This is a genomic window from Pseudomonas hunanensis, from assembly GCF_013393325.1.
Lineage (GTDB): Bacteria > Pseudomonadota > Gammaproteobacteria > Pseudomonadales > Pseudomonadaceae > Aquipseudomonas > Aquipseudomonas putida_P.
This window is the reverse complement of sequence record NZ_QJRC01000104.1, coordinates 17,583-42,361: the sequence shown is the minus strand read 5'-3', so window position 1 is coordinate 42,361 and position 24,779 is coordinate 17,583. Positions and strand designations below refer to the sequence as shown.

At 63.5% G+C, this 24,779-nt stretch carries 22 protein-coding genes; 7 read left to right on the top strand and 15 right to left on the bottom strand.

Translation table 11 applies throughout. The features are described 5' to 3' along the window. Positions 1-157 precede the first annotated feature (157 nt). Entirely contained in the window at positions 158-799 is a 642-nt protein-coding gene (locus DM807_RS27390) for a hypothetical protein (RefSeq protein WP_179028188.1), read from the top strand. Between the two features lie 156 nt (positions 800-955). On the opposite strand, the gene DM807_RS27385 is transcribed toward DM807_RS27390, so the two are convergent. From DM807_RS27385 to DM807_RS27375, 3 genes are read right to left on the bottom strand one after another with little or no spacing between them, the layout of a single operon-like run. Continuing rightward, the gene (locus DM807_RS27385) at positions 956-1,747 is read right to left on the bottom strand and encodes an ABC transporter ATP-binding protein (RefSeq protein ID WP_060514686.1); all 792 of its coding nucleotides are present in this window, start codon (positions 1,745-1,747) and stop codon (positions 956-958) included. Then, on the bottom strand, positions 1,741-2,736 hold the full coding sequence (locus DM807_RS27380) for an ABC transporter permease (RefSeq protein ID WP_012272889.1): 996 nt from the start codon (positions 2,734-2,736) through the stop codon (positions 1,741-1,743). The genes DM807_RS27385 and DM807_RS27380 overlap by 7 nt, the downstream gene beginning before the upstream one ends. Further along, the gene (locus DM807_RS27375) at positions 2,717-3,787 is read right to left on the bottom strand and encodes an ABC transporter substrate-binding protein (protein ID WP_012272888.1); all 1,071 of its coding nucleotides are present in this window, start codon (positions 3,785-3,787) and stop codon (positions 2,717-2,719) included. The genes DM807_RS27380 and DM807_RS27375 overlap by 20 nt, the downstream gene beginning before the upstream one ends. Before the next feature lie 262 nt (positions 3,788-4,049). Between DM807_RS27375 and DM807_RS27370 the strand changes: the two genes are divergently transcribed. After that, positions 4,050-4,541 (top strand): GNAT family N-acetyltransferase, encoded by a 492-nt coding sequence (locus tag DM807_RS27370; protein ID WP_012272887.1) that lies wholly within the window; start codon positions 4,050-4,052, stop codon positions 4,539-4,541. 17 nt (positions 4,542-4,558) lie between these two features. Here the strand turns inward: DM807_RS27370 and DM807_RS27365 are convergent, their stop codons facing one another. Then, positions 4,559-5,332, bottom strand: a complete 774-nt coding sequence (locus DM807_RS27365; RefSeq protein WP_060493868.1) for a LysR family transcriptional regulator — start codon at positions 5,330-5,332, stop codon at positions 4,559-4,561. Positions 5,333-5,454: 122 nt separating this feature from the next. On the opposite strand from DM807_RS27365, the gene DM807_RS27360 reads away from it, so the two are divergent. Continuing rightward, entirely contained in the window at positions 5,455-6,186 is a 732-nt protein-coding gene (locus DM807_RS27360) for an SDR family oxidoreductase (RefSeq protein WP_179028187.1), read from the top strand. Positions 6,187-6,248: 62 nt separating this feature from the next. Here DM807_RS27360 and DM807_RS27355 read toward each other — a convergent pair whose 3' ends face one another. From DM807_RS27355 to phnD, 9 genes are all read right to left on the bottom strand, one after another. Further along, entirely contained in the window at positions 6,249-7,754 is a 1,506-nt protein-coding gene (locus DM807_RS27355; RefSeq protein WP_179028186.1) for a nucleobase:cation symporter-2 family protein, read from the bottom strand. 122 nt (positions 7,755-7,876) lie between these two features. Beyond that, positions 7,877-9,250: an 8-oxoguanine deaminase gene (locus DM807_RS27350; RefSeq protein ID WP_060493866.1), complete on the bottom strand. Its 1,374-nt coding sequence runs from the start codon at positions 9,248-9,250 to the stop codon at positions 7,877-7,879. 205 nt (positions 9,251-9,455) lie between these two features. Further along, on the bottom strand, positions 9,456-10,283 hold the full coding sequence (gene phnX / locus DM807_RS27345) for a phosphonoacetaldehyde hydrolase (RefSeq protein WP_179028185.1): 828 nt from the start codon (positions 10,281-10,283) through the stop codon (positions 9,456-9,458). An 81-nt stretch (positions 10,284-10,364) separates the two neighbouring features. Next, positions 10,365-11,231 (bottom strand): LysR substrate-binding domain-containing protein, encoded by an 867-nt coding sequence (locus tag DM807_RS27340; RefSeq protein WP_179028184.1) that lies wholly within the window; start codon positions 11,229-11,231, stop codon positions 10,365-10,367. A gap of 42 nt (positions 11,232-11,273) precedes the next feature. Further along, a complete protein-coding gene (locus DM807_RS27335; RefSeq protein WP_060493864.1) occupies positions 11,274-12,569 on the bottom strand; it encodes an MFS transporter in 1,296 nt (431 codons plus the stop codon). Between the two features lie 88 nt (positions 12,570-12,657). Next, positions 12,658-13,746, bottom strand: a complete 1,089-nt coding sequence (gene psrA, locus DM807_RS27330; protein WP_060514425.1) for an iron-containing alcohol dehydrogenase PsrA — start codon at positions 13,744-13,746, stop codon at positions 12,658-12,660. A 202-nt stretch (positions 13,747-13,948) separates the two neighbouring features. Beyond that, positions 13,949-14,767, bottom strand: coding sequence for a phosphonate ABC transporter, permease protein PhnE (phnE, locus tag DM807_RS27325; RefSeq protein WP_012272878.1), 819 nt, complete (start codon positions 14,765-14,767; stop codon positions 13,949-13,951). Next, the gene (gene phnC, locus DM807_RS27320; protein WP_060493862.1) at positions 14,764-15,564 is read right to left on the bottom strand and encodes a phosphonate ABC transporter ATP-binding protein; all 801 of its coding nucleotides are present in this window, start codon (positions 15,562-15,564) and stop codon (positions 14,764-14,766) included. The genes phnE and phnC overlap by 4 nt, the downstream gene beginning before the upstream one ends. Next, on the bottom strand, positions 15,561-16,430 hold the full coding sequence (gene phnD, locus DM807_RS27315; RefSeq protein WP_012272876.1) for a phosphonate ABC transporter substrate-binding protein: 870 nt from the start codon (positions 16,428-16,430) through the stop codon (positions 15,561-15,563). The genes phnC and phnD overlap by 4 nt, the downstream gene beginning before the upstream one ends. A gap of 112 nt (positions 16,431-16,542) precedes the next feature. Between phnD and DM807_RS27310 the strand changes: the two genes are divergently transcribed. Then, a complete protein-coding gene (locus tag DM807_RS27310; protein ID WP_012272875.1) occupies positions 16,543-17,409 on the top strand; it encodes a LysR substrate-binding domain-containing protein in 867 nt (288 codons plus the stop codon). Between the two features lie 31 nt (positions 17,410-17,440). On the opposite strand, the gene DM807_RS27305 is transcribed toward DM807_RS27310, so the two are convergent. Next, positions 17,441-19,021: an aldehyde dehydrogenase (NADP(+)) gene (locus tag DM807_RS27305; RefSeq protein WP_179028183.1), complete on the bottom strand. Its 1,581-nt coding sequence runs from the start codon at positions 19,019-19,021 to the stop codon at positions 17,441-17,443. Positions 19,022-19,139: 118 nt separating this feature from the next. Then, positions 19,140-20,534, bottom strand: coding sequence for an APC family permease (locus DM807_RS27300; protein ID WP_179028182.1), 1,395 nt, complete (start codon positions 20,532-20,534; stop codon positions 19,140-19,142). A gap of 281 nt (positions 20,535-20,815) precedes the next feature. Between DM807_RS27300 and DM807_RS27295 the strand changes: the two genes are divergently transcribed. The 3 genes from DM807_RS27295 (at position 20,816) to DM807_RS27285 (ending at position 24,683) form a co-directional block, all read left to right on the top strand. Further along, positions 20,816-21,658, top strand: coding sequence for a helix-turn-helix transcriptional regulator (locus tag DM807_RS27295; protein WP_012272872.1), 843 nt, complete (start codon positions 20,816-20,818; stop codon positions 21,656-21,658). A gap of 42 nt (positions 21,659-21,700) precedes the next feature. Next, entirely contained in the window at positions 21,701-23,083 is a 1,383-nt protein-coding gene (locus DM807_RS27290; protein WP_179028181.1) for an aspartate aminotransferase family protein, read from the top strand. A gap of 106 nt (positions 23,084-23,189) precedes the next feature. Then, entirely contained in the window at positions 23,190-24,683 is a 1,494-nt protein-coding gene (locus DM807_RS27285; RefSeq protein ID WP_179028180.1) for an aldehyde dehydrogenase, read from the top strand. Positions 24,684-24,779: the final 96 nt, after the last annotated feature.

Sequence of the window (24,779 nt, the reverse complement as noted above, 5' to 3'; positions counted from 1 at the left end):
CCGACACCTGAATGGTTCGTTCTGGGCCTTGAAAGTGGTTGTCCATTTTATCGACGCTATGCGTTCTTGAATCCTAGTAAAAATGCCAGTTTCGGGTTGTTTCTCGCGGGTGCAAAATTGATGCTGTAAAGCGTCAGGATTAGTGGAGGGTAGTGAGATGGGAAGTTCAGGAACTACTTTTAAGGTTGACGATGTTCATCTTAATATTTACGGTCATGGCTATGGCAATGCTCCGATAGTGTACTTGACGGGCGAAGGGCATGATATAAGATTTTCAGTTTTTGATCATAAGCTCATGCAGGCGCTTTGCTCTGCGGCTCAAGTGCTCAGCTTAGTAAGGGTCATTCCTGATTTACATATTAATGTTCAGGCAAATTTTGATTACTTAACTGGGAAGCTGCAATGGATCACCATTGAAACTCCGTCGCCCCGGAAAGTCCGTGTTGAAGCTTCGTCAATGTCAGCAGCCAGTATTGATGTTTTCACAATAGAGGACGACTCCAAAGAGCAAGATGAGCCCTATTTTTCGGTGGTGGCGGCGCACTTGAAAAGCGAGGAGGGGAACAATGTTGTCGCTGAGCTTGAAAAGTGGCCAACAGGCGAAATTATCTCCTATGAGGTTGAGAACACCTATCTCATAGAGGCGCTTCATGCAGGAATTAGTATGCTCGCTATTTATAACGCGGGAGTCGATAATCCTGGAGTCCTGGTGTCTGTGAATCCTGGGCTTAATTTGATTACAAGAGTTGTTGTGTCTTCTAATATCAGTATGTTGAAGGGCGGTTTCGTACGGCGCTGAGTAATAAAGGAGTGCTTGGGCTTTCCTTTATTTTTCAAAGAAGCCGCTCCTACGTAATCAGCGCATCATGCCTAGGTGTGCCGTTTAAATCAGAGGGTTTAGCATCAGGTCAAAGGGGGGCTTTGCGGCCCCTCTTGCGGCACAAGCGCACTACGTTCACCAATCCCGCCCCTGGCCCAATAATTCCAGCGCATGCTGGCGCAACTCCAGCAACCGAGGGTCATCCCGATGCCGCGGGTAACCCCGCTCGACCTTCAGCTCGGCCAGCACCCGCGCCGGCCGCGGCGAGAACACCAGCACCCGGTCGCACAACAACAAGGCCTCTTCGACATCATGGGTTACCAGTAACGAACTGTAGCCTTGCTGCTGCCACAGGCGGATCAGCTCGCCCTGCATGGCAATGCGGGTCAGCGAGTCGAGCTTGCCCAATGGCTCATCGAGCAGCAGCAGCCGAGGTTCGTTGATCAGCGCTCGGGCCAATGCCACACGCTGGGCCATACCGCCCGACAACTGGCGCGGGTAGGCATCACGAAACTGCAGCAGGCCGACCTTGTGCAAGGTCTCGTCCACCCGATGGCGCTGGGCCTTCAGCTGGCCACGGGCTTGCAGGCCGAGGGCGACGTTGTCCCACACGCTGCGCCATGGGTACAGCGTCGGGTCCTGGAACACCAGCACGCGCGAGTGGTGTGGGGCAACAATGGCCTGGCCGTCCGCCAGCAAGCTACCACTTTGCGTTGTTTCCAGCCCGGCAACCAGGCGCAGCAGGGTGGACTTGCCGCAACCGGACGGGCCAAGCAGCGCCACGCTCTCACCAGGCGCCAACTGCAGGTCGACCTTGTCCAGTACGGGCAGGCGCTCACTGCCCAAATCAAAGGCGTGGCTCAGCCCACGGATATCCAGCGCCATGCCGGTGTCCTGGGCCAGCACCGCTTGTACGCCACTCACCATTTCACTGCTCCCTTTTGCCAGGCCAGCACCCGGTCACGCACCAGGAACAACAGCGTGATCAGCCCCGAGCACAGCAATGCCATCACCAACAGCGCCGCATACATGTTGGCGTAGGCGGCCCAGCCCTGCGCCCATTGCAGGTACCAGCCAAGGCCGGCCTTGACCCCCATCATCTCGGCCACAACCAGCACCGAGAACGAAGCCCCCAGGCCCATGAACAGGCCGACGAACACATGGGGCAGGGCAGCGGGGATCGCCACCCGCCAGACCAGGAAGCGCCCGCTGGCACCCAGGGTGCGCGCCACTTCGTAATAAGCCTTGTCCACGCTGGCCACCCCGGACCAGGTCAGTACCGTGACCGGGAACCAGGTGGCCAGGGCTATCAGGAACACGCTGGCGCTCCAGCTGGAAGGGAAGAAGAAAAAGCAGATTGGCAGCAGCGCCGTGGACGGTACCGGCCCGAGGATGCGCAGCACCGGGTGTACCCAGTAGCCGATCCGGTGCGACCAGCCAATCGCCACGCCGGCGATGAAACCGGCCGCACCGCCGATGACTACACCGTTGAGCAGCAGCCACAGCGAATGCAGCAGGCTTTCGCCAAGCCGCGACCAGTCATCGACGAACACTTCGATCAGCGCCTGGGGCGGCGCGAAAAACGGTACCGGCAGCAATACCACCTTGGCTGTGACCAGCAGCCACAGGCCAAGCAACAAGGGCAAGGCGACCAGCCACGCAGCGGCCGGCCGCAACCGAGCGACGCTGCGGGTAAACACCCCCGGCAACAGTGCGAGCAGCGCCAGCAGCCCGCCGGCCACTGCGCCCGCCAATGCCAGTTCGCGGGTGAATGGCCAAGGTTTGCCACCGTCCGGGTAGAACTGGGTGAACAGCGCGAAGGCGACCCAAGCCAGTGCCGCAAGCAGGCCGCCACGCCATACGGCGATGGCGGGTGCTTTGGCGGTTCGGCTTTGCTCAAGCGAATACGTTGGCATGGATGCTCTCCGCGAATTCCAGCGGGTCGGTGCGTGGGCGCAGTACCTCGATGTTCTTCAGGTCACGGGCGTACACGGCAATTTCCTTCACGAAGGTGTTACCCACCGAGTAATAACCGTGGGTGTGTTCGGTGAGGATGGCGCGTACTTCTTCCTTGGAGGTGTTGATGGCGAACTTGAGGAATTCTTCGGCCACCGCGTCGGGGTTACGCGATGCCCACGCATGGGCCTGCAGAATCGAGTGAGTGATGGCGGCAGCGACCGGGGTGTCATTGCGCGCCAGCTGGCCGCTGACGCCGACCACGCAGCAGCTCATGTTGGCGTATTCCTCGACCATATTGGTCGCCAGCTCGCGGAACCCTGGCTGCTGCTTGACCCGGTACATGAGTGGGTCCGAACCGCTGGCAGCCTGGATCTCGCCCTTTTGCAGGGCAACGCTGAGCAGATCGATGGGGTAGACCCGCCAGGTCACGTCGCGCACCGGGTCGACGCCATGGCGCTTGAGCATCAGCGAGAAGAAGTTCTTGTCCGCTGCCGCCATGTCGGTGACGCCGATGGTGGTGCCTTTCAAGGCCGCGAAGTCCTGCGGGCCGCCGTCCAGGGTCAACAGACGCAGGCAGCCGCCATGGGTGCCGGCGGTCAGTTTGACATCGAAGCCCTGTTCCAGCGCTTTCAGCCAGCGCAGTGCCATGCCGGTGGCGGCATCGGCCTTGCCGGTGGCCATCGACTCCAGCAGCACCTCGGTGGAGTTACCGAAGTTGACGAATTCCACATCCAGGTTGTGGCGTTTGAAAATGCCTTGGCTGTCGGCTACGGCCACCGGTGCCAGGCACACGGCATTGAGGTTGGTCGCCAGCCTGACCTTGCGCGGTTCGGGCAGCACCCAGCGGTTGCTCTCCAGGTCCAGGCCACTGCCGACGGGTTGTACGGCATGCTCGCTGTGGCCGGCGTGGCTGCTGTCGGCGAAGGCCAAGCGGCCGAACAAGGTTGCCGCCGTGGCGGTGCCGGCCAACGCCAGCAGTTGACGGCGGTTGAATGAAGCAATGGGCATGGCGCCTCCATGTGCGATCAGGGGGCAGGCACCACGTGGTCGGGTAGCGTGCGAGAAACCGGCAGCTCAAGGCCGGCTGAGTGGCTTAGACAGTAAAGGCTTTCTGCATAATAATAAAATTCAATTTAGATATAACTTAATATGCAAAAACTGCATTTATTGCGCTGGGCTGTCGCGACCTGCTCGGTTCGCGACGATGGAGCGCAAGGTCGATGCTCATTTATCATGCTGGCTGCCTTCACCTTGCCCTAGGAAACCTGCCATGAGCGCCCCCCAGTTTCGCACCCCCATTCCCGCAGATGCCGAGCGCTGCTACGCCATCGAAATTGGCGCCTATGAGGGGGATGAGGCGGCCACGCTGGAAAAAATCCGCACGCGTATCGCGCAGTACCCGCAAGGCTTCCTGTTGCTGGAACGTGACGGCGAGATCGTGGGTTTCATCAACAGCGGCTGCGCCCACGACGTGGTGATGTCCGACGAAGCGTTCAAGGAACTGGTCGGCCATGACCCGGCAGCGCCGAACGTGGTGATCATGTCGGTGGTGGTAGACCCGGCGCAGCAGGGCAAAGGCTACGCCAAGCTATTGATGGACGCGTTCATCGCACGCATGCAGGCGGCGGGCAAGCAGACCATTCACCTGATGTGCAAGGAGCAGCATGTGCCCTTGTACCAGAAGCTGGGCTACCAGTACGTGAAGCCGTCGCCATCGGACCACGGCGGTATGGCGTGGCATGAGATGATCATGTCCCTGTGAGTGCCACTAAAGGCAACTCAACACTGCAAGGCATCGCGCAGTTGCATGACGCCATCGAGCGCCAGCGCCTGGGCTGAGTAGCACAGGCCGATGCGTCGACGCAGGTCCAGTTGGGGCATGGGTTGCCAGCGCACGCCAGGATGCTCGGCGGCCAGTGACTGCGGCACGATTGCAGCGCCCAGCCCGGCGGCGACCAATTCCAGGGCCAACACAAAGCTATCGGCTTCTGCTACCGGGTTCACGCTGTAGAACGGCAGCAGGCGCTGATGGCTCGGCTGCGCAGGGCAGGTAATCCAGTGCTCGGCAGCGCTTGCCTGGGTTGCAAGGGCCAGCACGAACGGGTCGCTGTGCAGCGGCAAGAACAACTCATCTTCACAGCGCTGCTCTTCGCTGGCCAGCCGCACCTCGCCCATGCAGCCGGTTACCAATTGCAGGCGCACTGGGGGCTGGATGGCCGCCGCCGCCAGCACAAGCTTGGCCAGCACCGCTTTGCTTACATCCTGCTCGACGCCAACCTGCAACGGTGAACGTTCACGATCACCCTTGAAACGCCCCAGCAGGCGGTTGGCATCGGCGACCATCCGTTGCGCCTCGGGGTACAGCGCGCGGGCATCTTCGGTCACGTCCACGCCACGGGCCTGGCGCACGAACAGCGTGGTGCCCAAGGCTTCTTCCAGTGCCTTGATACTGCCAGACAGCGCCGGTTGGCTAAGGTGTATCGAACGTGCGGCGGCGGTGATGTTGCGCTCTTCGAACACGGCGATGAAAGCACGGAGCTGGCGATAATCCATGGGTTACCCATAAGTGATGCCGATGGTTGCGAAAGGAATTTCCCATTTTTCGGCAGAAAAACTGGCTTCTATACTCGCTCTACTTCTTACCCATAGGCAAATTGGATAACAGGATGGCGACCATGACCAACACCCATAAACCGCTGGTGGTAATTACCGGTGCCAGCTCCGGCATTGGCCTGGCCACCGCCAAGCTGCTGTCCAGCCGCGGCCATGCACTGTTGCTGCTGTCTCGCCGCCTGGCGCCGATGCAACAACTGCAGTTGCCCAACACGCTGGCGCTGCCGGTCGATGTGACTGACCGCGCGGCTGTGCTGGCTGCCGTTGCCGAGGCCGAGGCACGCTTTGGCCCGGTCGACGCGATCATCAACAATGCCGGTGTAATGCTGCTGGGCGCAATCGCCACGCAGGACCCAGAGCAGTGGAACCGCATGCTCGACGTGAACGTGCGTGGGCTGCTCAACGGCATCCATGCCGTGGCCGGCGGCATGGTCGAGCGCAAGCACGGCACCATCATCAACGTCAGCTCCGTGGCCGGGCGCAAGGCCTTCCCCAACCATGTCGCCTATGTCGGTACCAAGTTCGCCGTTACAGGCCTGTCGGAAAACCTGCGCGAAGAACTGGCACCGAGTAACGTGCGGGTGATCACCATCGAGCCGGGCGCTGTCGACACCGAACTGCTCAGCCACACGACCGATGACGCCATCAAGGCGGGCTACAACGACTGGAAGCAGGAAATGGGCGGGGTGCTGACGGCGCAGACCATTGCCGAGACCATCGGCTTTGCCTATGGCCAACCGCAATCGGTGTGCATTCGCGAAATTGTGGTGTGCGCTACCCGTCAGCAGCAATAACCGACCCGATCGACTGGCGCGGTTTCCTCCAGGAGACCGCGCCAGCCTATAGAGGAGCAGTGTCAGTGCATGTGCGCCACTGACGTCTTACCCGTTTTGAAGTGCCCCTCATCAGCCTCCATGATCGGCACTTCGTTGCCGTCCCGGTCATACAGCTTGCCATCACGGAACACATCGCCTTCATTCAACCCGGCGATGTCCCGGTAGCGCAGGGTGCGCTCGCTGGCCGCGACGAACACCGACTGTTGATCGGAGTTGCCAGCGCGCAGGTGGTTGAACAGCAGGTTGAGCAGAATCGCCATGATCGCCGCCGAGCTGATGCCCGAGTGGAAGATGGTCTCGAACCAGGCCGGGAAGTGGTGATAGAAGCCTGGCGCTGCGATCGGGATCATGCCAAAGCCGATCGAGGTGGCGACAATGATCAGGTTCATGTTGTTGCGGTAGTCCACCTGGGCCAAGGTGCGGATGCCGCTGGCCGCGACCGTGCCGAACAGCACCAGCCCGGCGCCACCGAGCACCGCTGTAGGCACCGCGGCGACCAGCCGGCCCATCACCGGCAGCAGCCCCAGGGTCACCAGGATCAGCCCGGCGCTGGCCACCACGTAGCGGCTCTTCACCCCGGTCACGGCCACCAGGCCGACGTTCTGCGCGAAGGCACTTTGCGTGAACGAGCCGAACAGCGGCGCCAGGGCGCTGGAAATCATGTCGGCGCGCAGGCCATTGCCCAGTCGCTTGGAGTCGACCGGGGTGCCGATGATTTCACCCACCGCCAGGATGTCGGCCGAGGTCTCGACCATGGTCACCACGATGACGATAAGCATGGACAGAATCGCCGCCACCTGGAACTGCGGCGCACCGAAGTGCAGCACCTCGGGCATGGCCATCCACGGCCCTTGCAGTGCCTGGGAGAAATCCGCCATGCCGGTGGCCATCGCCGCCAGCGTGCCGATCACGATCGCCAGCAGGATCGACAGGCGCGACAGGTTGGCACTGCCCAGCTTGCTCAGCAGCAGTACCGAGGCCAGGGTGAACGCGGCCAGGCCAATGTTAGCCGGGCTGCCGAAGTCGGCGGCCTGGCTGTTGCCGCCCATGGCCCAGCGCGCGGTCACCGGCATCAAGGTCAGGCCGATGGTGGTGATGACGATGCCGGTCACCAATGGCGGAAAGTACTTGATGATGCGTGAGAACAGCGGGGTGATCAGCAGGCCGACCAGCGATGACACGATCACTGCGCCGAACACCACCTGCATGCCCCCGATACCGTCATTGCCGATGATCGCGACCATGGTGGCGACGCTGGCGAAGGACACCCCTTGGACCAGTGGCAGGCGGCAGCCGAAGAAGGGAATGCCCAAGGTCTGCAGCAGCGTTGCCAGGCCGCCGGCGAACAGCGACGCGGCGATCAGCAGGCCAACGTCGCCAGCGCTGAGGCCGGCGGCTTGGCCGATGATCAGCGGCACGGCGATCATGCCGCCATACATGGTCAGTACATGCTGCAGGCCGTAAGCCAGGTTGGCGCCCACGCCGAGGTTCTCGTCTTCTGGACGAGGTGAAGCGGGAGAAGTCATGGTGAGTAGCTCGCTTTGTTATTTTATGCGTCTAACAGCACGGTCTCAGTCGCATTCGTTGAGAAAAGAACAGGCAGGAATGGGCAGCTGCGCCCGGCTTGGGGCGCAGCAGCCCGGGTGCATCACGCGCCGCTGACCAACTGGTGTGCCAGCTGGTTGTGGCGCTCCAGCACGCGTGGCAGGTCGACGGTGGCCAGCTGGCCATCCTTCACCACCACACGGCCGTTGATCACGCTGGTGTGCACTTGGGTTGGCGTGCAGAACACCAGCGCTGCCAGCGGGTCGTGGTGGCCGCCGGCATAGGCCACGTGGCCCAGGTCGAACGCGACGAAGTCGGCGACCATGCCGGGGGCCAGGGCGCCGATGTCATTGCGGTTGAGCACCTTGGCGCCGCCGAGGGTGGCGATTTCCAGGGCTTCGCGTGCGGTCATGGCGTCGGGGCCGAAGCCCACCCGCTGGAGCAGCAAGGCCTGGCGCACTTCACCGATCATGCTGGCGCCGTCGTTGGACGCCGAGCCATCGACCCCCAGGCCCACCGGTACGCCGTGGTCGCGCATCTTGCGCACCGGGGCGATACCCGAGGCCAGGCGCATGTTCGAGCATGGGCAGTGGGCAACGCCGGTGCCGGTGCGGGCGAACAGCTCGATGCCATGCTGGTCGAGCTGTACACAGTGGGCATGCCAGACATCGTGGCCGACCCAGCCGAGGTCTTCGGCGTATTCGGCAGGGGTCATGCCGAACTTTTCGCGGCTGTAGGCGATGTCGTTGACGTTTTCGGCCAGGTGGGTGTGCAGCGACACCCCGTACTGGCGCGCCAGCACGGCAGCTTCACGCATCAAGTCACGGCTGACCGAGAACGGCGAGCACGGCGCGACCACGATGCGGCGCATCGAGCCGTGGCTGGCGTCGTGGTAGTCCTCGATCAGGCGTTGCGATTCCTTGAGGATGTCGGCTTCCTTTTCCACCACCGAGTCGGGTGGCAAGCCGCCCTGGCTCTGGCCCACGCTCATGCTGCCGCGTGCGGCGTGGAAGCGCATGCCGATCTCGGCGGCAGCGTGGATGCTGTCATCGAGCTTGCAACCGTTGGGGTAGATGTACAGGTGGTCGCTGGAGGTGGTGCAGCCGGAGAGGATCAGCTCGGCCATGGCGGTCTGGGTCGACACCGCGATCATTTCGGGGGTCAGGCGTGCCCAGATCGGGTACAGGTTGGTCAGCCAGTTGAACAGTTCGCCGTCCTGGGCCGCCGGTACCACGCGGGTGAGGCTCTGGTACATGTGGTGGTGGGTGTTGACCAGGCCAGGGATGACCACTTTGCCGGCCATGTCGAGGACGACGTCGGCTTGTTGTGGCAGGGTATCGCTGGGGCCGACCTGTTTGATCAGGTTGTCTTCGATGAACAGGCCGCCGTTCTTGATCTCGCGGCGTTGGCCGTCCATGGTGACCAACAGAGCGGCGTTTTTGACGAGTAGCGTTTTTGCAGGGGTTGTAGGTGACATGGCGTAAGCCTGCCGCAATACGCATCGGCGATTACCGATGTCATAGGCGCAGGGCATTGTAATCAAGATTTTTGCTGATTGTATACAGCTTTGCTGGGCCTGTGCTGGCCTCTTCGCGGGCAAGCCCGCGCCCACAAGGGCGTTGCACAACCCTGAAGGCCGGCGCAATCCTTGTGGGTGCGGGGTTGACCGCGCAGCTTAGGTCTCAACTGCTCTGGGGCATTTCCCCGCGCGCCAGGCGGGCGTTGATATCGGCGATTACCCCGGGTAGCTCGGCGATGGTGTCGATCAGGTAATGCGGTCGCGACCCTTCGAACAGGCTGCCGATGCGCTGGCGTTGCTGTTCCAGTTCCGCTTCGGGCAGGGCCTTGTACTGCTCATGGGTGAGCCCAAGCGCGTTGCCTGAGCAGGTCAGGGCCACGGTCCACATCCCGGCGCTGCGCCCTTCGAGAATACCCGGCCAGGTGTCGTCGACCTTGACGCAAGCTGCCACGTCGCTCACCCCCAGGGCGACCACGTTGGCCAGTGCCTGCGCGGGGTAGGGGCGGCCATTGGGTACCTCGTCGGTTGCCACCACGTGGTCGGCGCTGTAACCGTTGCGCAAGGCCAGGGCCACTACCTTTTCCATCACCACCGCCGGGTAACCCGAGCACGAGCCAATTTTCAGCCCTTGTTGGCGCATCTGGGCGATGGCCTCCAGCGCTCCGGGGATCAGCGCCGAATGGTCGGCGATCTTCTCGATCTGCAAGGGCATGAAGCGCTCGTAGATGGCTGTTACATCGTCGTCGCTTGGCGTGTGGCCGAAGGCGGCGTGGTAACGCGCAGCGATGGCCGGCACATTGCACAGGGTGCGAATGTGGTCCCACTTGCCCATCCCCATGGGCCCGCGGGCTTCTTCCAGGCTGACCTGCACGCCAAACTCGGCAAAGGCCTCGACAAAGATCTGGGTGGGGGCAAACGAGCCGAAATCCACCACGGTGCCGGCCCAGTCGAGAATGGCGGCTTGCAGTTGCTTGGGTTGCTGATAGTGCATGGCAAAACTCCAGTGGGTAAGAACTCAGGGTGCGCGCGGCCCGCCCGGCACACTGGCAGGCTCGCGGTGGTCATGGGGGCATCAGTGCGCGTTGAGCGCGTCGAACAGCTCGGCGATGATCGCCCGGTTACGGCGGATGCCCAGGCAGCACAGGTAGTAATGGATGTGGAACGGGTCTTCGGCAAAGGCGATGGAGCGCGTGCCGGGGCGGTCGGCGTACTCCACTGCCGAGACAAAGCCCACGCCAATACCATGCACCACCGCATGCACGATGGCCTCGCGGCTGTTCAACTGCATCGCGCAATCCAGTGTCACGCTATGCTGGCGGCAGCCTTCTTCGACCAGTTGCCGGGTGCGCGATGCCGCTTCGCGCAATACCACCCGCTGGCCGGCAATGTCCTTGACGCTGACACTCGCCTGCCGCGCCCACGGGTGGTCGTCGCGCACCACCGCCAGAATCGGGCAAGTGCGGTAAAGCCGCGTGCTCAGGCGCTGGTCGAACTCCGACAGGGCGAGGATGGCCAGGTCTATGTCGAAGTTGTACAGCCGCTCCAGCGTGCCGGCTTCGCTGCTGAACGAGGTTTCCAGCTCGATCTGCGGGTAGCGCTGCATCAGCTCGTAGGTCAGGCTCATGGCAATCGGCGGCGACACCGCCCCGATGCGCAACATGCCTTGCTTGCGCTGCTGGAAGCTCTGCAACAGTTGCAGCGCTTCGTCCTCCTGGCCGAACAGGCCCTGGGTAATTTCGTACAGCTGGCGGCCTGCCGGGCTGAGCTCGATAAAGCGCCCTCGACGGTGGAACAGTTCCACGCAAAAGCGCTTTTCCAGGCCACTGACCTGCTCGCTGATGGTTGGCTGGCCGATGCTCAGCAACTCGGCGGCCTGGGTGAAACTGCCGGTGCGCGCCACCGCATGAAATGAGCGCAACCACTTGTGGTACTGGTACATGACACCTCTTTGGCAATGGCATGGACGACATGGCAGGCACCCTCAGCGGCGTACGAACAGGGCGACCAGGGCACTGCAGGCGCAGGCGCTGGTGACCACGATGAAAATCAGCGAGGTGTTGCCGGTGGTGTCGAGCATACGTCCGATCAGCGGCTCTGCCAGCCCGGCGAACAGGTACGAGGCGAAATTCATGATGCCGGTGGCGGTGCCGGCGCGGCGCGCGCCGACCAGGTCCGGGCACAGCGCCCAGAAGCTCGATGCCGGGCCGTAGACGAAGAAACCGCAGAGGAACAGCGCCAGCAGGCCAACCGCGCTGTGCGCTGGCAGGCTCCACATCCACAGGCTGGTGAGCGCGCCCAGCACCATGTACAGCATGATCGCCAGGTAACGTTTGCTGCCGAACAGTTTGTCCGACACCCAGCCATTGCTCAGCGCGCCAACGGCCATGCCTACCGGCAAGGCGATGGTGATCCATTTCGGGTCGATGAAACTGTCGCCTTTCTGCCAGTTGGCACCCAGGAAATGCACGGGCACCCAGACGATCAAGCCGTACCGCGCGGCGTTCTGGAAGCCCAATGACACCGCTGCCACCAGCAGGCGCGGGTTTTTCAGCACGGCCAGGTAACGTTGGCGCGAGGTTTCTTCACCGCCCAGGCTGGCCTCGTTGGCACGGTCTTCGGCGTTGGCCACGCCAGTGTCGTCCAGCGCCGGGTAACCCATGTCTTGCGGGCGCTCCCGCGCCACCAGGTAGAAGACGATGCCACCGGCCAGCATCAGCAGCACAGGCAAGCGGAAAATCCAGCGCCACTCCAGGTGCAGCACATCGATCACCACCACCGAGGTCACATACGACAGCACCGATGCGCAGCCAGCGGCGAACACATAGAAGCCATACACCTTGCCGCGCTCGGCAGCGCCCCACCAGTTTGAAAGCAGGCGGCTGCCGGGCGCCCAGCCCAGGGCCTGGAAATAACCGTTGACGCCCCACGGCAGGATCAGGCTGAGAAAACCGCCAGCAAAGCTGGTGACCCAGTTGGCGCCGCACGACAACACGGCGCCGATGCTCATGATGCGTCGGCCGCCGAACTTGTCGGCGAGGTTGCCATTGATGGCTTGGCCAACGGCATACATCCACAGCATGGCGGTGGAGGCCCAGCCGAGGGTTTCCTTGCTCAGGCCGAACTCGGCCTGGATCCCGGGGATGGCGAAGCCGAAGGTTTGCCGCCCGGTGTAGAAGAACAAGTAGCAGAACATCGCGGCCAGCAGCATGCGCCATTGCGCAAGGCGAAACGGCAGGGTGCTGGGCATTGCGCCAGTCAGGGTTTGTGCGCGGTTCATGACGGTTTCCTTTTTGTTCTCTGGCGCCGGCCCATGGGGCTCGGCGAGTCGGCACTCTTGAAAGGTGCTACAGGAAAAACGCAGAAGATCAGGCGGCTTGCGCGCCGATGAAATTGCGCCCGCGGGCGCCCTGCAGGGCGGCGTCGATCATCGCCTCGGCCTCGGCGGCTGTCACGCCGTAATCTTCGAACTCGGTGCGCACGCCCAGGCGGTGAAGAAACGCCCGCAAGCGCTGTTGCGCTGCCGCGAGGTCGTGGCCGAACGCCTTTTGCAGGGTCTGGTCGCGCCCGGCATCACGGCCCCAGGCCAGGCCCAGCACCAGCGGCAGGGTGAACGAGCAGGCAATGCCGTGGGGCAGGCCGTGGCGCAAGGTCATTTCGTAGGAAATGGAATGGGCCAGCGCGGTCTTGGTGTTGGAAAAGGCCAACCCAGCCTTCAGTGCGGCCAAGGCCATGCGTGCGCGCAGTTCGGGGTTGCCAAGGTCTTGCTGCAGGCGTGGCAGGCAGTCGAGGATGTCCTCGATGGCCGACAGCGCGAAGGTGTCGGAGAGTGGGTTGGCGTTGTGGTTCCAGATCGACTCCAGCGCGTGGGACAAGGCATCCAGCCCGGTGGATACGGTTACGGCAGCCGGCACACTGAGCATCAGCTGCGGGTCGATCAATGCAACGCTGGGCCAGGTGCAGGGCAGGTGCAGCGAATACTTCTTCTGCTGGCCGGCGTCCCACAGGGTGGCCCAAGGCGTCACCTCGCTGCCGGTGCCGGCCGTGGTTGGCGCGGCTACCAGGGCCTTGTGCCGGGGCGGAACAAACGGTTTGCCACTGGCCAGCAGGTCAAGCAGTTCGTCGAATCGGCCTGAAGCGGTACCGACGATCAGTGCCTTGGCGGTATCGATGGCGCTGCCACCCCCCAATGCCAGCACCGTATCGCAATCGCCGTGCTGGGCCCAGAAGGCTTCGTGCACGCCACGCAGCCAGGCGACATCGGGGTTGGGTTGGACGTTGTCGATCACGCACACCAGGCGCTCGCCCAACAGGCTGCGCACCCTGGCCAGCAGGCCGAGCTGCGCAGCTTCGGGAAAGGTAACCAAGGCGACCTTGCCAGGGCAGTGTTCGGCGATCTGGTCCAGGCTGCCACCGCCGAAAACGGTGGTGACCGGGTTGTGGAAGCAGGCAGGCATGGGCAATTCCTTATTGTTGTTGGAAGGTGCGGCCATGCTCGACGGCTGGCGGTTTTCGTTCCAATCGATTGATTGCAGGGTGCTATCGGCCAGGCCGATAACGGGACGTGCGGGCATTGCGGGAACTCCAGGCATGGTTTGCCCGTCGCGCGCCCAGCGGGCGCACGTGGCAGGTTGCTTGTGTCGAGGGTAGGGCTGTGGATCAGTGGCGGGCGTTGCCCTGAATCGCATGGCGCAGGCGGTTGGAGGCCAGGTCGGCCAATACCACCATCACGGTGATGACCAGGATGCAGGTGGCGGTTTCCTGGTACTTGAACAGTTTCAGGCTGCTGACCAGCTCGAAGCCCAGGCCACCGGCACCGACCATACCCAGTACCGTGGCCGAACGCAGGTTCACCTCGAAGCGGTACAGCACCACGGCGATCCAGGCCGTGATCACCTGTGGTAGTACGCCGAAAGCGATCACCTGCAGTGGCCGTGCACCGGTCGCCTGCAGCGCTTCAATAGGCCCTTGGTCGATCTCCTCGATGCTTTCGGCAAAGAACTTGCCGAGCATGCCCACGCCATGCAGCGCCAGGGCCAGCACGCCTGGGAAGGGCCCCAGCCCCACCGCCGAGACGAACACCAGGGCCAGGATCAGTTCGTTGATGCTACGAATCACGTTCAGCACCTGCCGGGTGGCCTGGTACAGCCAGCGGTTGCCGTGCAGGTTGCGCGCCGCGAAAAAGCCCAGTGGCACGGCGAGGATGATCCCCAGCAAGGTACCCCACAGGGCAATTTGCAGGGTTTCCAGGGCCGGCTGCCAAAGGCTTGGCAGGATGCTCAGGTCGGGCGGCAGCGAGCGGCCAAGGAAATCGCCGATCTGTGGTAGCCCGTTGGCCAACTCGGCCCAGCTCAGTTGTGCGCCTTCGGCGCTCCACTGCAACACCAGGACCACTGCCAGCAGCAGTGCGGCAGTGCCCAGCCAGCCACGGGCGCGGGTGGGTGTATTGACCAGCCATTGGTGGCTTTGTGGGTTCATGCCGAGGCTCCTGTGCCGGTGGTCAGCATCGGCCGGGCCACGGCCAGTGATACTGCGGGCTCATCGGATGAGGGCGTGTGATAGATACGCTGCAGGGCTGCTTCGTCCAAGTGCCCAGGCGGGCCATCGAACACCAGGCGCCCGCTGGCCAGGCCAACGATGCGGTCGGCGAAGGCCCGGGCCAGGTCTACCTGGTGCAGGTTGCACACAACGGTAATGCCGAGGGTGCGGCTGGCTTCGCGCAGGTACTGCATTACCACCTGCGCAGTATTCGGGTCGAGGCTGGCCACCGGCTCGTCGGCCAGGATGACCTGGGGCCGCTGGGCCAGCGCACGGGCGATGCCCACCCGCTGCATCTGCCCGCCAGACAGCGCATCGGTGCGTGAGCCGGCCTTGTGCTCCAGCTCCACCCGGCGCAGGCAGTCACGGGCCAATGCCACGTCGTCGCGGCGGAACAGCTGCAGCAGCGAGGTGAGGGTACTGCAGTGGCCCAGGCGACCGGTCAGTACGTTTTTCAGCACCGACAGGCGCGGCACCACGTTGTGATGCTGGAAGATCATTGCCACTTGCCGGCGCAGGGCGCGTTGATCGGCTGCGCGCATGGCGTTTACCCCGGCTACCTGCAGCTCGCCGCTGTCAGCCTTGGCCAGGCGGTTCATGCAGCGCAGCAGGGTGGACTTGCCGGCACCAGACTGGCCAAGGATCACCACGAATTCACCGGCTTGAACGTCCAGGTCGATGCCGCGCAGCACCGGGTTGTCGGCGTAGCCCTTGGCCAGTCGGCGGATGCGGATCATTTCAGGCTCCGCAGGTCGAGGTCGAGCACCTTGGCCGTGTCGCGAACCACGTTGTAGGCAGCATCGGTGGTTGGCTGGAAGCCATTGAGCATGCCCTGGTCACCCCACGGTACATCCTTGATCTCGGCAAACGCACCGCGCAGTTTGGCCTGCAGTTCGGGGTCGAGGTTCTTGCGCCAGACCATCGGAGATTCGGGAATGTCTGGCGAGGTCCACACCACCTGGAAGTCCTGCTGCTTGACCTGGCCACTGTTCACGGCGCCGGCCAGGATGCGGTCGGCCACGGCGGCGGCATCGACCTTGCGGTTTTCCACGGCGAGGATGCTGGCGTCGTGCGACCCCGAGAAGATCACCCGCGAGAACAGGGTTTTCGGGTCGTGCCCGGCGTGCTCCAGGCCGGCCTTGGGGAACAGGTGGCCGGAGGCAGAGCTGGGGTCGACGAAGGCAAAGGTATGCCCCTTGAGGTCGTCGAGCGTGCGGATGCCGCTGTCTTGGCGGGCAATGATCAGGCTGTGGTAGGCACTGCTGGCGGTCTTCCTGGTCACTGCCACGGCAAAGGCTTCGGCGCCTGCTACCTGGTTGGCAAGGACATAGGAGAACGGGCCGAGGTAGGCGACGTCCAGCTTGCCGGCGCGCAGGGCTTCGATCACCCCGTTGTAGTCGGTGGCAACGTACGGCTTGACCGGCATGCCCAGGCGCGCCTGCAACTGGTCGAGCACTTGCTGGCTGCTCTTGATCATGGCCTGGGAGTCTTCCGACGGGATCAGGCCGACGGTCAGCGCCTGCTGGGCTTGCACGGTGGGGGCGAGCAGCAGTGGCAGCAGGGCAAGGCGGGCACAGCGCAACAGTTTCGGGAGGGGTGTCATGGCAATACCGGAGTGGTTGTTGTCGGTAGTGCCAAAACTAGGGCTGTCATGTGACAGTCACGCCATCAATTCAATATGGGTTTTGCCAGCCAACCATTCAAAGGATCTATGGATGTCCACCGCCCGCTTGCGTACGTTCCTTGCCGTGGCCCGGCATGCCAGCTTCAGTGCCGGGGCCAGGGCCATTGGCCTCAGCCAGCCGACCGCCACCAACCAGGTCCAGGGGCTGGAGCGCGAATTCAACGTCGAACTGTTCCACCGCCGTGGCCGGCGCATCGAGCTGACCGCCGTTGGCCGCGCCTTGTTGCCGATTGCGCAGCGGATGTGGATGCTCGAAGCCGAGGCCACCAGCCTGCTGCGCGACAGTGGCCAGCTTAACCGGGGGGAGCTGAAGATCGGTGCGGTGGGGCCGTTCCATGTGATCGAGATGGTCGACCGCTACCGGCAGGCGTATCCACAGATCGACGTGTCGATTCGCGTGGGCAACTCGGCGTCGGTGCTGGCCGATCTTCAGGGCTACGTGACCGATATCGGCGTGTTGGCAGGGCTGCATGATGACCCGGCGTTTGTCGCACAACGCTATGCCAGGCACGCGGTGATCCTGTTTGTCCGCGCCGATCACCCGTTCGCCCGTCATGACCAGGTTCTGCTGCAGGCGTTGCAGGGGCAGCCGTTGCTGCGCCGTGAGCAAGGTTCAACTACGCGGCTGGCGTTGGACAATGCACTGGATGCTGCCCAGGTAACACCGCGTATCGTCATGGAGATCGGCAGCCGCGAGGCGCTGCGCGAGGCGGTGATTCGTGGCATGGGTATTGGTGCGGTGTCCGAGGCAGAATACATCGCCGACCCCCGCTTGAAAGTGATCCGCATCGCACAGGACTCGGTGTATACCGAAACCTACCTGTACTACCTGGCCGAGCGACAGGGCAGCCAGGTCATTGCGTCGTTTCAGCGCACGCTTCAAGGCTGGCACGGCTGAAAGGTGCCGTGCCAGTTCAATACGGCAGGTATCACACCCCGTCGCGGCTGCTCACCCCATCGAGCAAACGCGCAATCCCCAACGGGTTAGCGTTTTTCAACGCATCCGGCAGCAGCGCATCCGGGTAGTTCTGGAAACACACCGGCCGCAGGAAACGGTCGATCGCCAAGGTGCCCACCGACGTACCGCGTGCGTCGGAGGTGGCCGGGTAAGGCCCGCCATGCACCATGGCATCCGAAACTTCCACACCGGTCGGGTAGCCGTTGAGCAGCAGACGCCCGGCCTTGCGCTCCAGCAAAGGCACCAGCGAGGCAAAGGCGACCAGGTCGTCAGGTTCGGCAATCAGGGTGGCCGTCAGCTGGCCCTGCAGATGGCGCAGTGCTTCGGTCAGTTGCTGCGCATCGGCCACTTCAACCACCACGGTGGTCGGGCCGAACACTTCTTCCTGCAGCAGCGGGTCGCCGTTCAGCAGCAGGCTTACGTCTGCCTTGAACAGCTGTGGCTGGGCCTGGTTGCCGGATTGTGGTTGCCCGGCCAGGTGCTGAATACCTGGGTGCGCCAGCAGGTGCTGGACACCGTTCTGGTAGCTGCGCAGGGTGCCAGCGTTGAGCATGGTCTGCGGGCCTTGGTCTGCCATGCGTGCAAGCAGTGTTTGCACGAAACGCTCGAACTGCGCCGACCGGATACCCACTACCAGGCCTGGGTTGGTGCAGAACTGCCCGCAACCCAGCACCACCGAGGCGGCCAGTTCGCCGGCGACTTGCTCGCCACGGGCTTGCAGCGCCTGGGGCAAGACGATAACCGGGTTGATGCTGCTCATTTCGGCAAACACCGGAATCGGTTGCGGGCGTGCCGCCGCCATGTCGCACAGGGCGCGGCCACCGCGCAGCGAACCGGTAAAACCGACCGCCTGGATGGCCGGGTGCTTGACCAGCGCTTCGCCCACGCCGGCACCGTAGATCAGGTTGAAAACGCCTGCCGGCATGTCGCTGCTGGCCACCGCGCGGTCGATGGCTGCGGCCACATGGGCGGCAGTGAGCATGTGCCCGCTGTGCGCCTTGAACACCACCGGGCAGCCGGCAGCCAGCGCCGAGGCCGTGTCCCCGCCAGCGGTGGAGAAGGCCAGTGGGAAGTTGCTGGCGCCGAACACGGCCACCGGGCCCACGCCGATGCGGTACTGGCGCAGGTCCGGGCGCGGCAGCGGGGTGCGCTGGGGCAGGGCGCGGTCGATACGAGCGGCGTAGAAGTCGCCACGGCGTACCACTTCGGCAAACAGGCGCAGCTGGTTGCTGGTGCGGCTGCGTTCACCACGGATGCGCGCTTCGGGCAGCGCGGTTTCGCGCATCACATGCTGGATGAAGTCATCACCCAATGCGTCCAGCTCGTCGGCGATGGCGTCGAGGAAGGCGGCGCGCTGGGCCGGGCGGGTGCTGCGGTAGGCCGGGTAGGCGGCCTCGGCGGCCTGCACGGCGGCCTCGACCTCATCGCCGGTCGCCTGATGGAAGGCGTAGGGCAGCGGCTCACCGGTATGGGCGTCGACGCTGTTCAGCAGCACGTCACCGTTGCCGCTGAGTTGGCCGGCGATGTGGTTCAGGCGGTGTTCGATGGACATTTCGTCTCCCGTTGGCAATGACAGTCGTTGGGGTTGGACTGTAGGGGGCGAACGGGGGGCTGAATAATGATTAATACGGATCGGGTGATAACGGCCAGTTATCACCCGACGTTCGGCCTCATTCGGCCATCTGCAACTCCGGCAATTTCACCCGGAATGCGCGCGTCAGGCCCATCAGCACTACCAGGCCCATGCCCAGCCAGCACAGGCCAATGGTGAACGACAGGCTGGTCAGGCTGCTCCACAGCCACAGCGTGCTGAGAAAACCCAGCCCAGGAATGGCACCGTACAGCAGGTAGTTGCGGCCGCCGCGCAGTTTCTGGTCGACCAGGTAGTGCTTGACCACCGCCAGGTTCACCGCCGAGAAGGCGAACAGCGCGCCAAAGCTGATCATGTTGGCGACGGTATCGAGGGTGATCACCAGGGCGATCATCGACACCAGGCTGACCACCAGGATGGCCGTGGCCGGCACGCGCTTTTTCGTCGCCAGCTGGCCGAACGCCTGCGGCAATGCGCCGTCGCGGCCCATGGCGAACAGCACGCGCGATACGCTGGCCTGGGACACCATGGCCGAGGCGAAGCAGCCGGCCACGTAGGTGGCGGTGAACGCGGTTACCAGCAGCTCGCCGCCTACCCGGCGCATCACGTCCACCGAGGCCGAATCGGGGTCGGCGAAGCTGCCCCAGTCGGGGAACACCATCTGTGCGCAGTACGACACTACCAGGAACAGCAGGCCACCGATCAGCGACACGGCCAGAATCGCCACGGGAATGCGGTAGGTTGGGTTGCTGGTTTCCTCAGCCATGGTCGACACCGCGTCGAAGCCGAGGAACGACAGGCACAGCACGGCGGCGCCGGTCATGATCAGCGGCACACTGAAGCCTTCGTGGTGAAAGGGCGCCAGCAGCGACACCGGCTCTGCCTGCCCACTGAGCTTGAGCACGGACAGGGCGACGAAGACGATGATGAACACCAGCTGCACCACCACCAGGATCCAGTTGACCCGGGTGATCGACTCGATACCGATCAGGTTGAGGAAGGTGACCAGGGCTATGGAGCCGGCCACCCACACCCAGGCGTGGATGGCCGGGAAGTATTCCGACATATAGATGCCGATCAGCAGGTAGCTGAGCAGCGGTAGAAAGATGTAGTCAAGCAGCAATGTCCAGCCGGTGATGAAGCCGATGTGGCTACCGAAGGCTTTGCGCGTGTAGGTGTAGACCGACCCGGAGTAGGGGTGGGCCTGGACCATGCGGCCATAGCTGTAGGCGGTCAGCAGCATGGCGGCGAGGGTCAGCAGGTAGGCGGTGGGCAGGTGCCCTTTGGTCATCTGAGTGACCAGCCCGTAGGTGGTGAATACGGCCAGGGGCACCATGTAGGCCAGGCCGAACAGCACCAGGGCGGTCATCCCCATGGACTTGCGCAAGCGGCCGGTGCTGGCGTCGGGTTGTGTGGGTGCATGCAGAGTGGGGCTATGTGCGGGGCTATGGGCTGTACTTGTTGTTGTATGCATTGCTAACTCCTGGAAAGGGATGCAGGACACCGCAGTACGCGAGCAGGCTCGCTACCGGTAGGCGTTGTGCAAGGAGGTCGAGCGAAAGGCTCGCAGCGCTGGGCGGGTTGATGCTCCCACACCCTGCAGGCACCCGGAATCACCCTTTGGGGTGAGCAGGGGCGGACCTTGTCCGGCTCACCCCAAAGGGTGATTTCGGTGTCCGCAGGGCCGTGGGAGTATCTGGTCAACAACGCACCGCACAGGCGGCGGTGCCACTGAAAAGAAACGGCAGGCCCACAGTGACGACTCAATTGCTTTCAGAACACTGGTTCGAGCACCAGGCCAAGGTCACCGAGGCAATCGGCCGGCCGGGCTTTGCCGCCAACCTGTTTGCCGCACTGGGTGTGATCCGGCCCATCCAGGCCACCACGGTGTACCTGTACCCGCACGATGGCATGCCCTGCGCGCTGTTCGAGCAGGACGACAAGGCGCCTTGGCAGCCCGAGGGCAATGTCAGCCGCTACCTGTCTGGCTTCTACCTGCTCGACCCGTTTTACGGTGCTTGCGTGGAACAGGTCGAATCCGGCTGTTACGGCCTGTTCGAGGTGGCGCCCGACCATTTCGAGGTCAGCGAGTACTACCAGTCGTTCTACCGCCACTCGCACCTTGAGGATGAGCTCAACTACATCCTGCAGGTGGCGAACGGGCAAAGCCTGGCGGTTTCGCTGGCCTTCACCGACAAGCTCGATGGGCAAAGCCGCACGCTGTTCGGGCTTGTAACGCCTTGGGTGCTGGCGGTACTCAGCAAGCATTTTGCCGGGCTGGACAGCCGCGCCGGGCGCTTCGAGAACATCCTCGAGCAACGCATCCACGCCGCGCTGAACAACTTCGGCAGCTCGTTGCTGACCGAGCGTGAATGCCGCATCGCCCAACTGATTCTGCGCGGTCACTCGACCAAGTCGCTGGCCGAGCGTCTGGGTGTGTCGGAAGACACCATCAAGTCGCACCGCAAGAACGTCTACGCCAAGCTCGACATCGGTACCCAGTCCGAGCTGTTCTCCCTGTTCATCGACGCGCTGGCCAATGCCCAGGGCGTGCTGGGCAAGGACCCGCTTGAAAGCTACATGGGCAAGCTGCGCTGAGTGCCAGCCACCCTGCAACCCCACCGCAAAGGAAAACCAACAATGAACGCGCCTTTCGCCCCGCAACGCCAGACCCGCGACTACCAGGCAGCCGATGCCGCCCACCACATCCATGCCTTCCTCGACCAGAAGGCGCTGAACGCCGAAGGGCCACGGGTGATCGTCGGTGGCGAGCGCCTGCACCTGTGGGACAGCGAGGGCAAGCGCTACCTGGATGGCATGTCCGGCCTGTGGTGCACCCAGCTTGGCTATGGCCGCCGTGACCTGACTGCCGCCGCCGCCACGCAGATGGACCAGCTGGCCTACTACAACATGTTCTTCCACACCACCCACCCGGCAGTGATCGAACTGTCCGAGTTGCTGTTCAGCCTGCTGCCAGGGCACTACAGCCACGCGATCTACACCAACTCCGGCTCCGAGGCCAATGAGGTGCTGATCCGTACCGTGCGCCGCTACTGGCAGGTGGTCGGCCAGCCCAGCAAGAAGGTCATGATCGGCCGCTGGAACGGCTACCACGGCTCGACCCTGGCGGCCACGGCGCTGGGCGGCATGAAGTTCATGCACGAAATGGGTGGGCTGATTCCGGACGTGGCGCACATCGACGAGCCGTACTGGTACGCCGAGGGTGGCGAGCTGACCCCGGCCGAGTTCGGCCGCCGCTGCGCCCTGCAACTGGAGGAAAAAATTCTCGAGCTGGGTGCCGAAAACGTTGCCGGCTTCATTGCCGAGCCGTTCCAGGGCGCGGGCGGCATGATCTTCCCGCCAGAAAGCTACTGGCCGGAAATCCAGCGCATCTGCCGCCAGTACGACGTGCTGCTGTGCGCCGATGAAGTGATCGGTGGCTTTGGCCGCACCGGCGAATGGTTCGCCCATGAATACTTCGGCTTCGAGCCCGACACCCTGTCGATTGCCAAGGGCCTGACCAGCGGCTACGTGCCGATGGGCGGCCTGGTGCTGAGCAAGCGCATTGCCGAGGCGTTGGTGGAGCGTGGCGGGGTGTTCGCCCACGGCCTGACCTATTCCGGCCACCCGGTGGCGGCGGCGGTGGCCATTGCCAACCTCAAAGCGTTGCGCGACGAAGGCATCGTGCGCCAGGTAAAGGACGACACCGGGCCGTACCTGCAACGCATCCTGCGTGAGGTGTTCGCCGATCACCCGTTGATCGGCCAGGTGCAGGGGGCAGGGTTGGTGGCGGCGCTGCAGTTCGCCGAGCACAAGCCGACGCGCAAGCGCTTTGCCAACGAGAACGACCTGGCCTGGCAGTGCCGCACCTTTGGTTTCGAGGAAGGGGTGATCATTCGTTCGACCCTGGGCCGGATGATCATGGCGCCGGCCTTGATCGCCAACCACAGCGAGCTGGATGAGCTGGTGGAGAAAACCCGGATTGCCGTTGACCGCACGGCGCGGTTGGTCGGCAAGCTCTAACCCGCTCGCAAGCCCGGCACACTTCCTGTTGGAGCGGATAAACCCGCCCCAGCAGGGAGCGCGTAGCCTTTACGAAAAGACTGCTCCAAAGCGATCAGGAGTACAAATGTACACCCTCGAATTCTGGCAACAACGCGCCTCGGATCTGTACCTGCCGTCCCAGGCGTTGATCAACGGCAAACCCGTCAACGCACAGGACGGCGCCACCTTCGCCGCCATCAACCCCGCGACCAACAAGGTATTGGCACAGGTGACTGCCTGCGGCCAAACCGAGGTCGACCTGGCTGTCGCCAGTGCCCGCCGAGCTTTCGAGCAAGGCCCGTGGCCACGCATGGCCCCTGGGGAGCGCAAGAAGGTGCTGCTGCGCTTGGCCGAGCTGATCATGGCCCATCGCGAAGAACTGGCCTTGCTGGACTCGCTGAACATGGGCAAGCCGGTGATGGATGCCTACAACATCGACGTGCCGGGCTCGGCACATGTGTTCGCCTGGTACGGTGAGGCGCTGGACAAGCTGTACGACCAGGTGGCGCCCACGGCGCCGAATGCGCTGGCCACCATCACCCGCGAAGCACTGGGAGTGGTCGCGGCCGTGGTGCCGTGGAACTTCCCCCTCGACATGGCCGCCTGGAAGCTTGCCCCGGCGTTGGCCGCCGGCAACAGCGTGGTGCTCAAACCCGCCGAACAGTCACCGTTCTCGGCCTTGCGCCTGGCCCAACTGGCGCTGGAAGCGGGCTTGCCGGAAGGCGTGCTGAACGTGGTGCCGGGGCTGGGCGAGCAGGCCGGGCAGGCGCTGGGCCTGCACCCGGATGTGGACTGCCTGGTGTTCACCGGCTCCACCCAGGTGGGCAAGTACTTCATGCAGTATTCGGCGCAGTCCAACCTCAAGCAGGTGTGGCTGGAGTGCGGCGGCAAGAGCCCCAACCTGGTGTTCGAAAACTGCCAGGACCTGGACCTGGCTGCGGAAAAGGCCGCCTTCGGCATTTTCTTCAACCAGGGCGAGGTGTGCTCGGCCAACTCGCGGCTGTACGTGCAGCGCGCCATCCATGATGAATTTGTCGAGCGTCTGCAGGCCAAGGCCCGCCAGTGGTTGCCGGGTAACCCGCTGAACCCGGCGAGCCGCGCCGGGGCCATTGTCGATGCCGAGCAAACCCGCCGTATCGAGGCTGCCATCGCCCTTGCCGGGCAAGAGGGCGCTCGTTTGGTGTGTGGTGGCCGACGCCTGACCCTCGACGGTTCGGACAACTACATCGAGCCGACTGTCTTTGCCGGTGTCGAGGGCCGCATGAAGCTGGCGCGCGAAGAGGTGTTCGGGCCCGTGCTGGCCGTCAGCGCCTTCGACACGGAAGAAGAAGCGGTGCGCCTGGCCAACGACAGCATCTATGGCCTGGCGGCCTCGGTGTGGAGCGATGACTTCAACCAGGTACACCGGGTCGCGCGGGCGTTGAAGGCCGGCACCGTGTCGGTGAACACGGTTGATGCACTGGATGTGACGGTGCCGTTCGGCGGGGGCAAGCAGTCGGGCTTTGGCCGCGACCTGTCGCTGCATTCGTTCGACAAGTATTCACAACTCAAGACCACCTGGTACCAGTTGCGCGCCTAAGCGCCTGGCGCACTATTTGCCGTGCCTGTGAGATCGAGCGCCCCCGCGCGGCGCTCGATCTCACAGGCGCTGCAAATCCACCGGCAGGCACCTGAA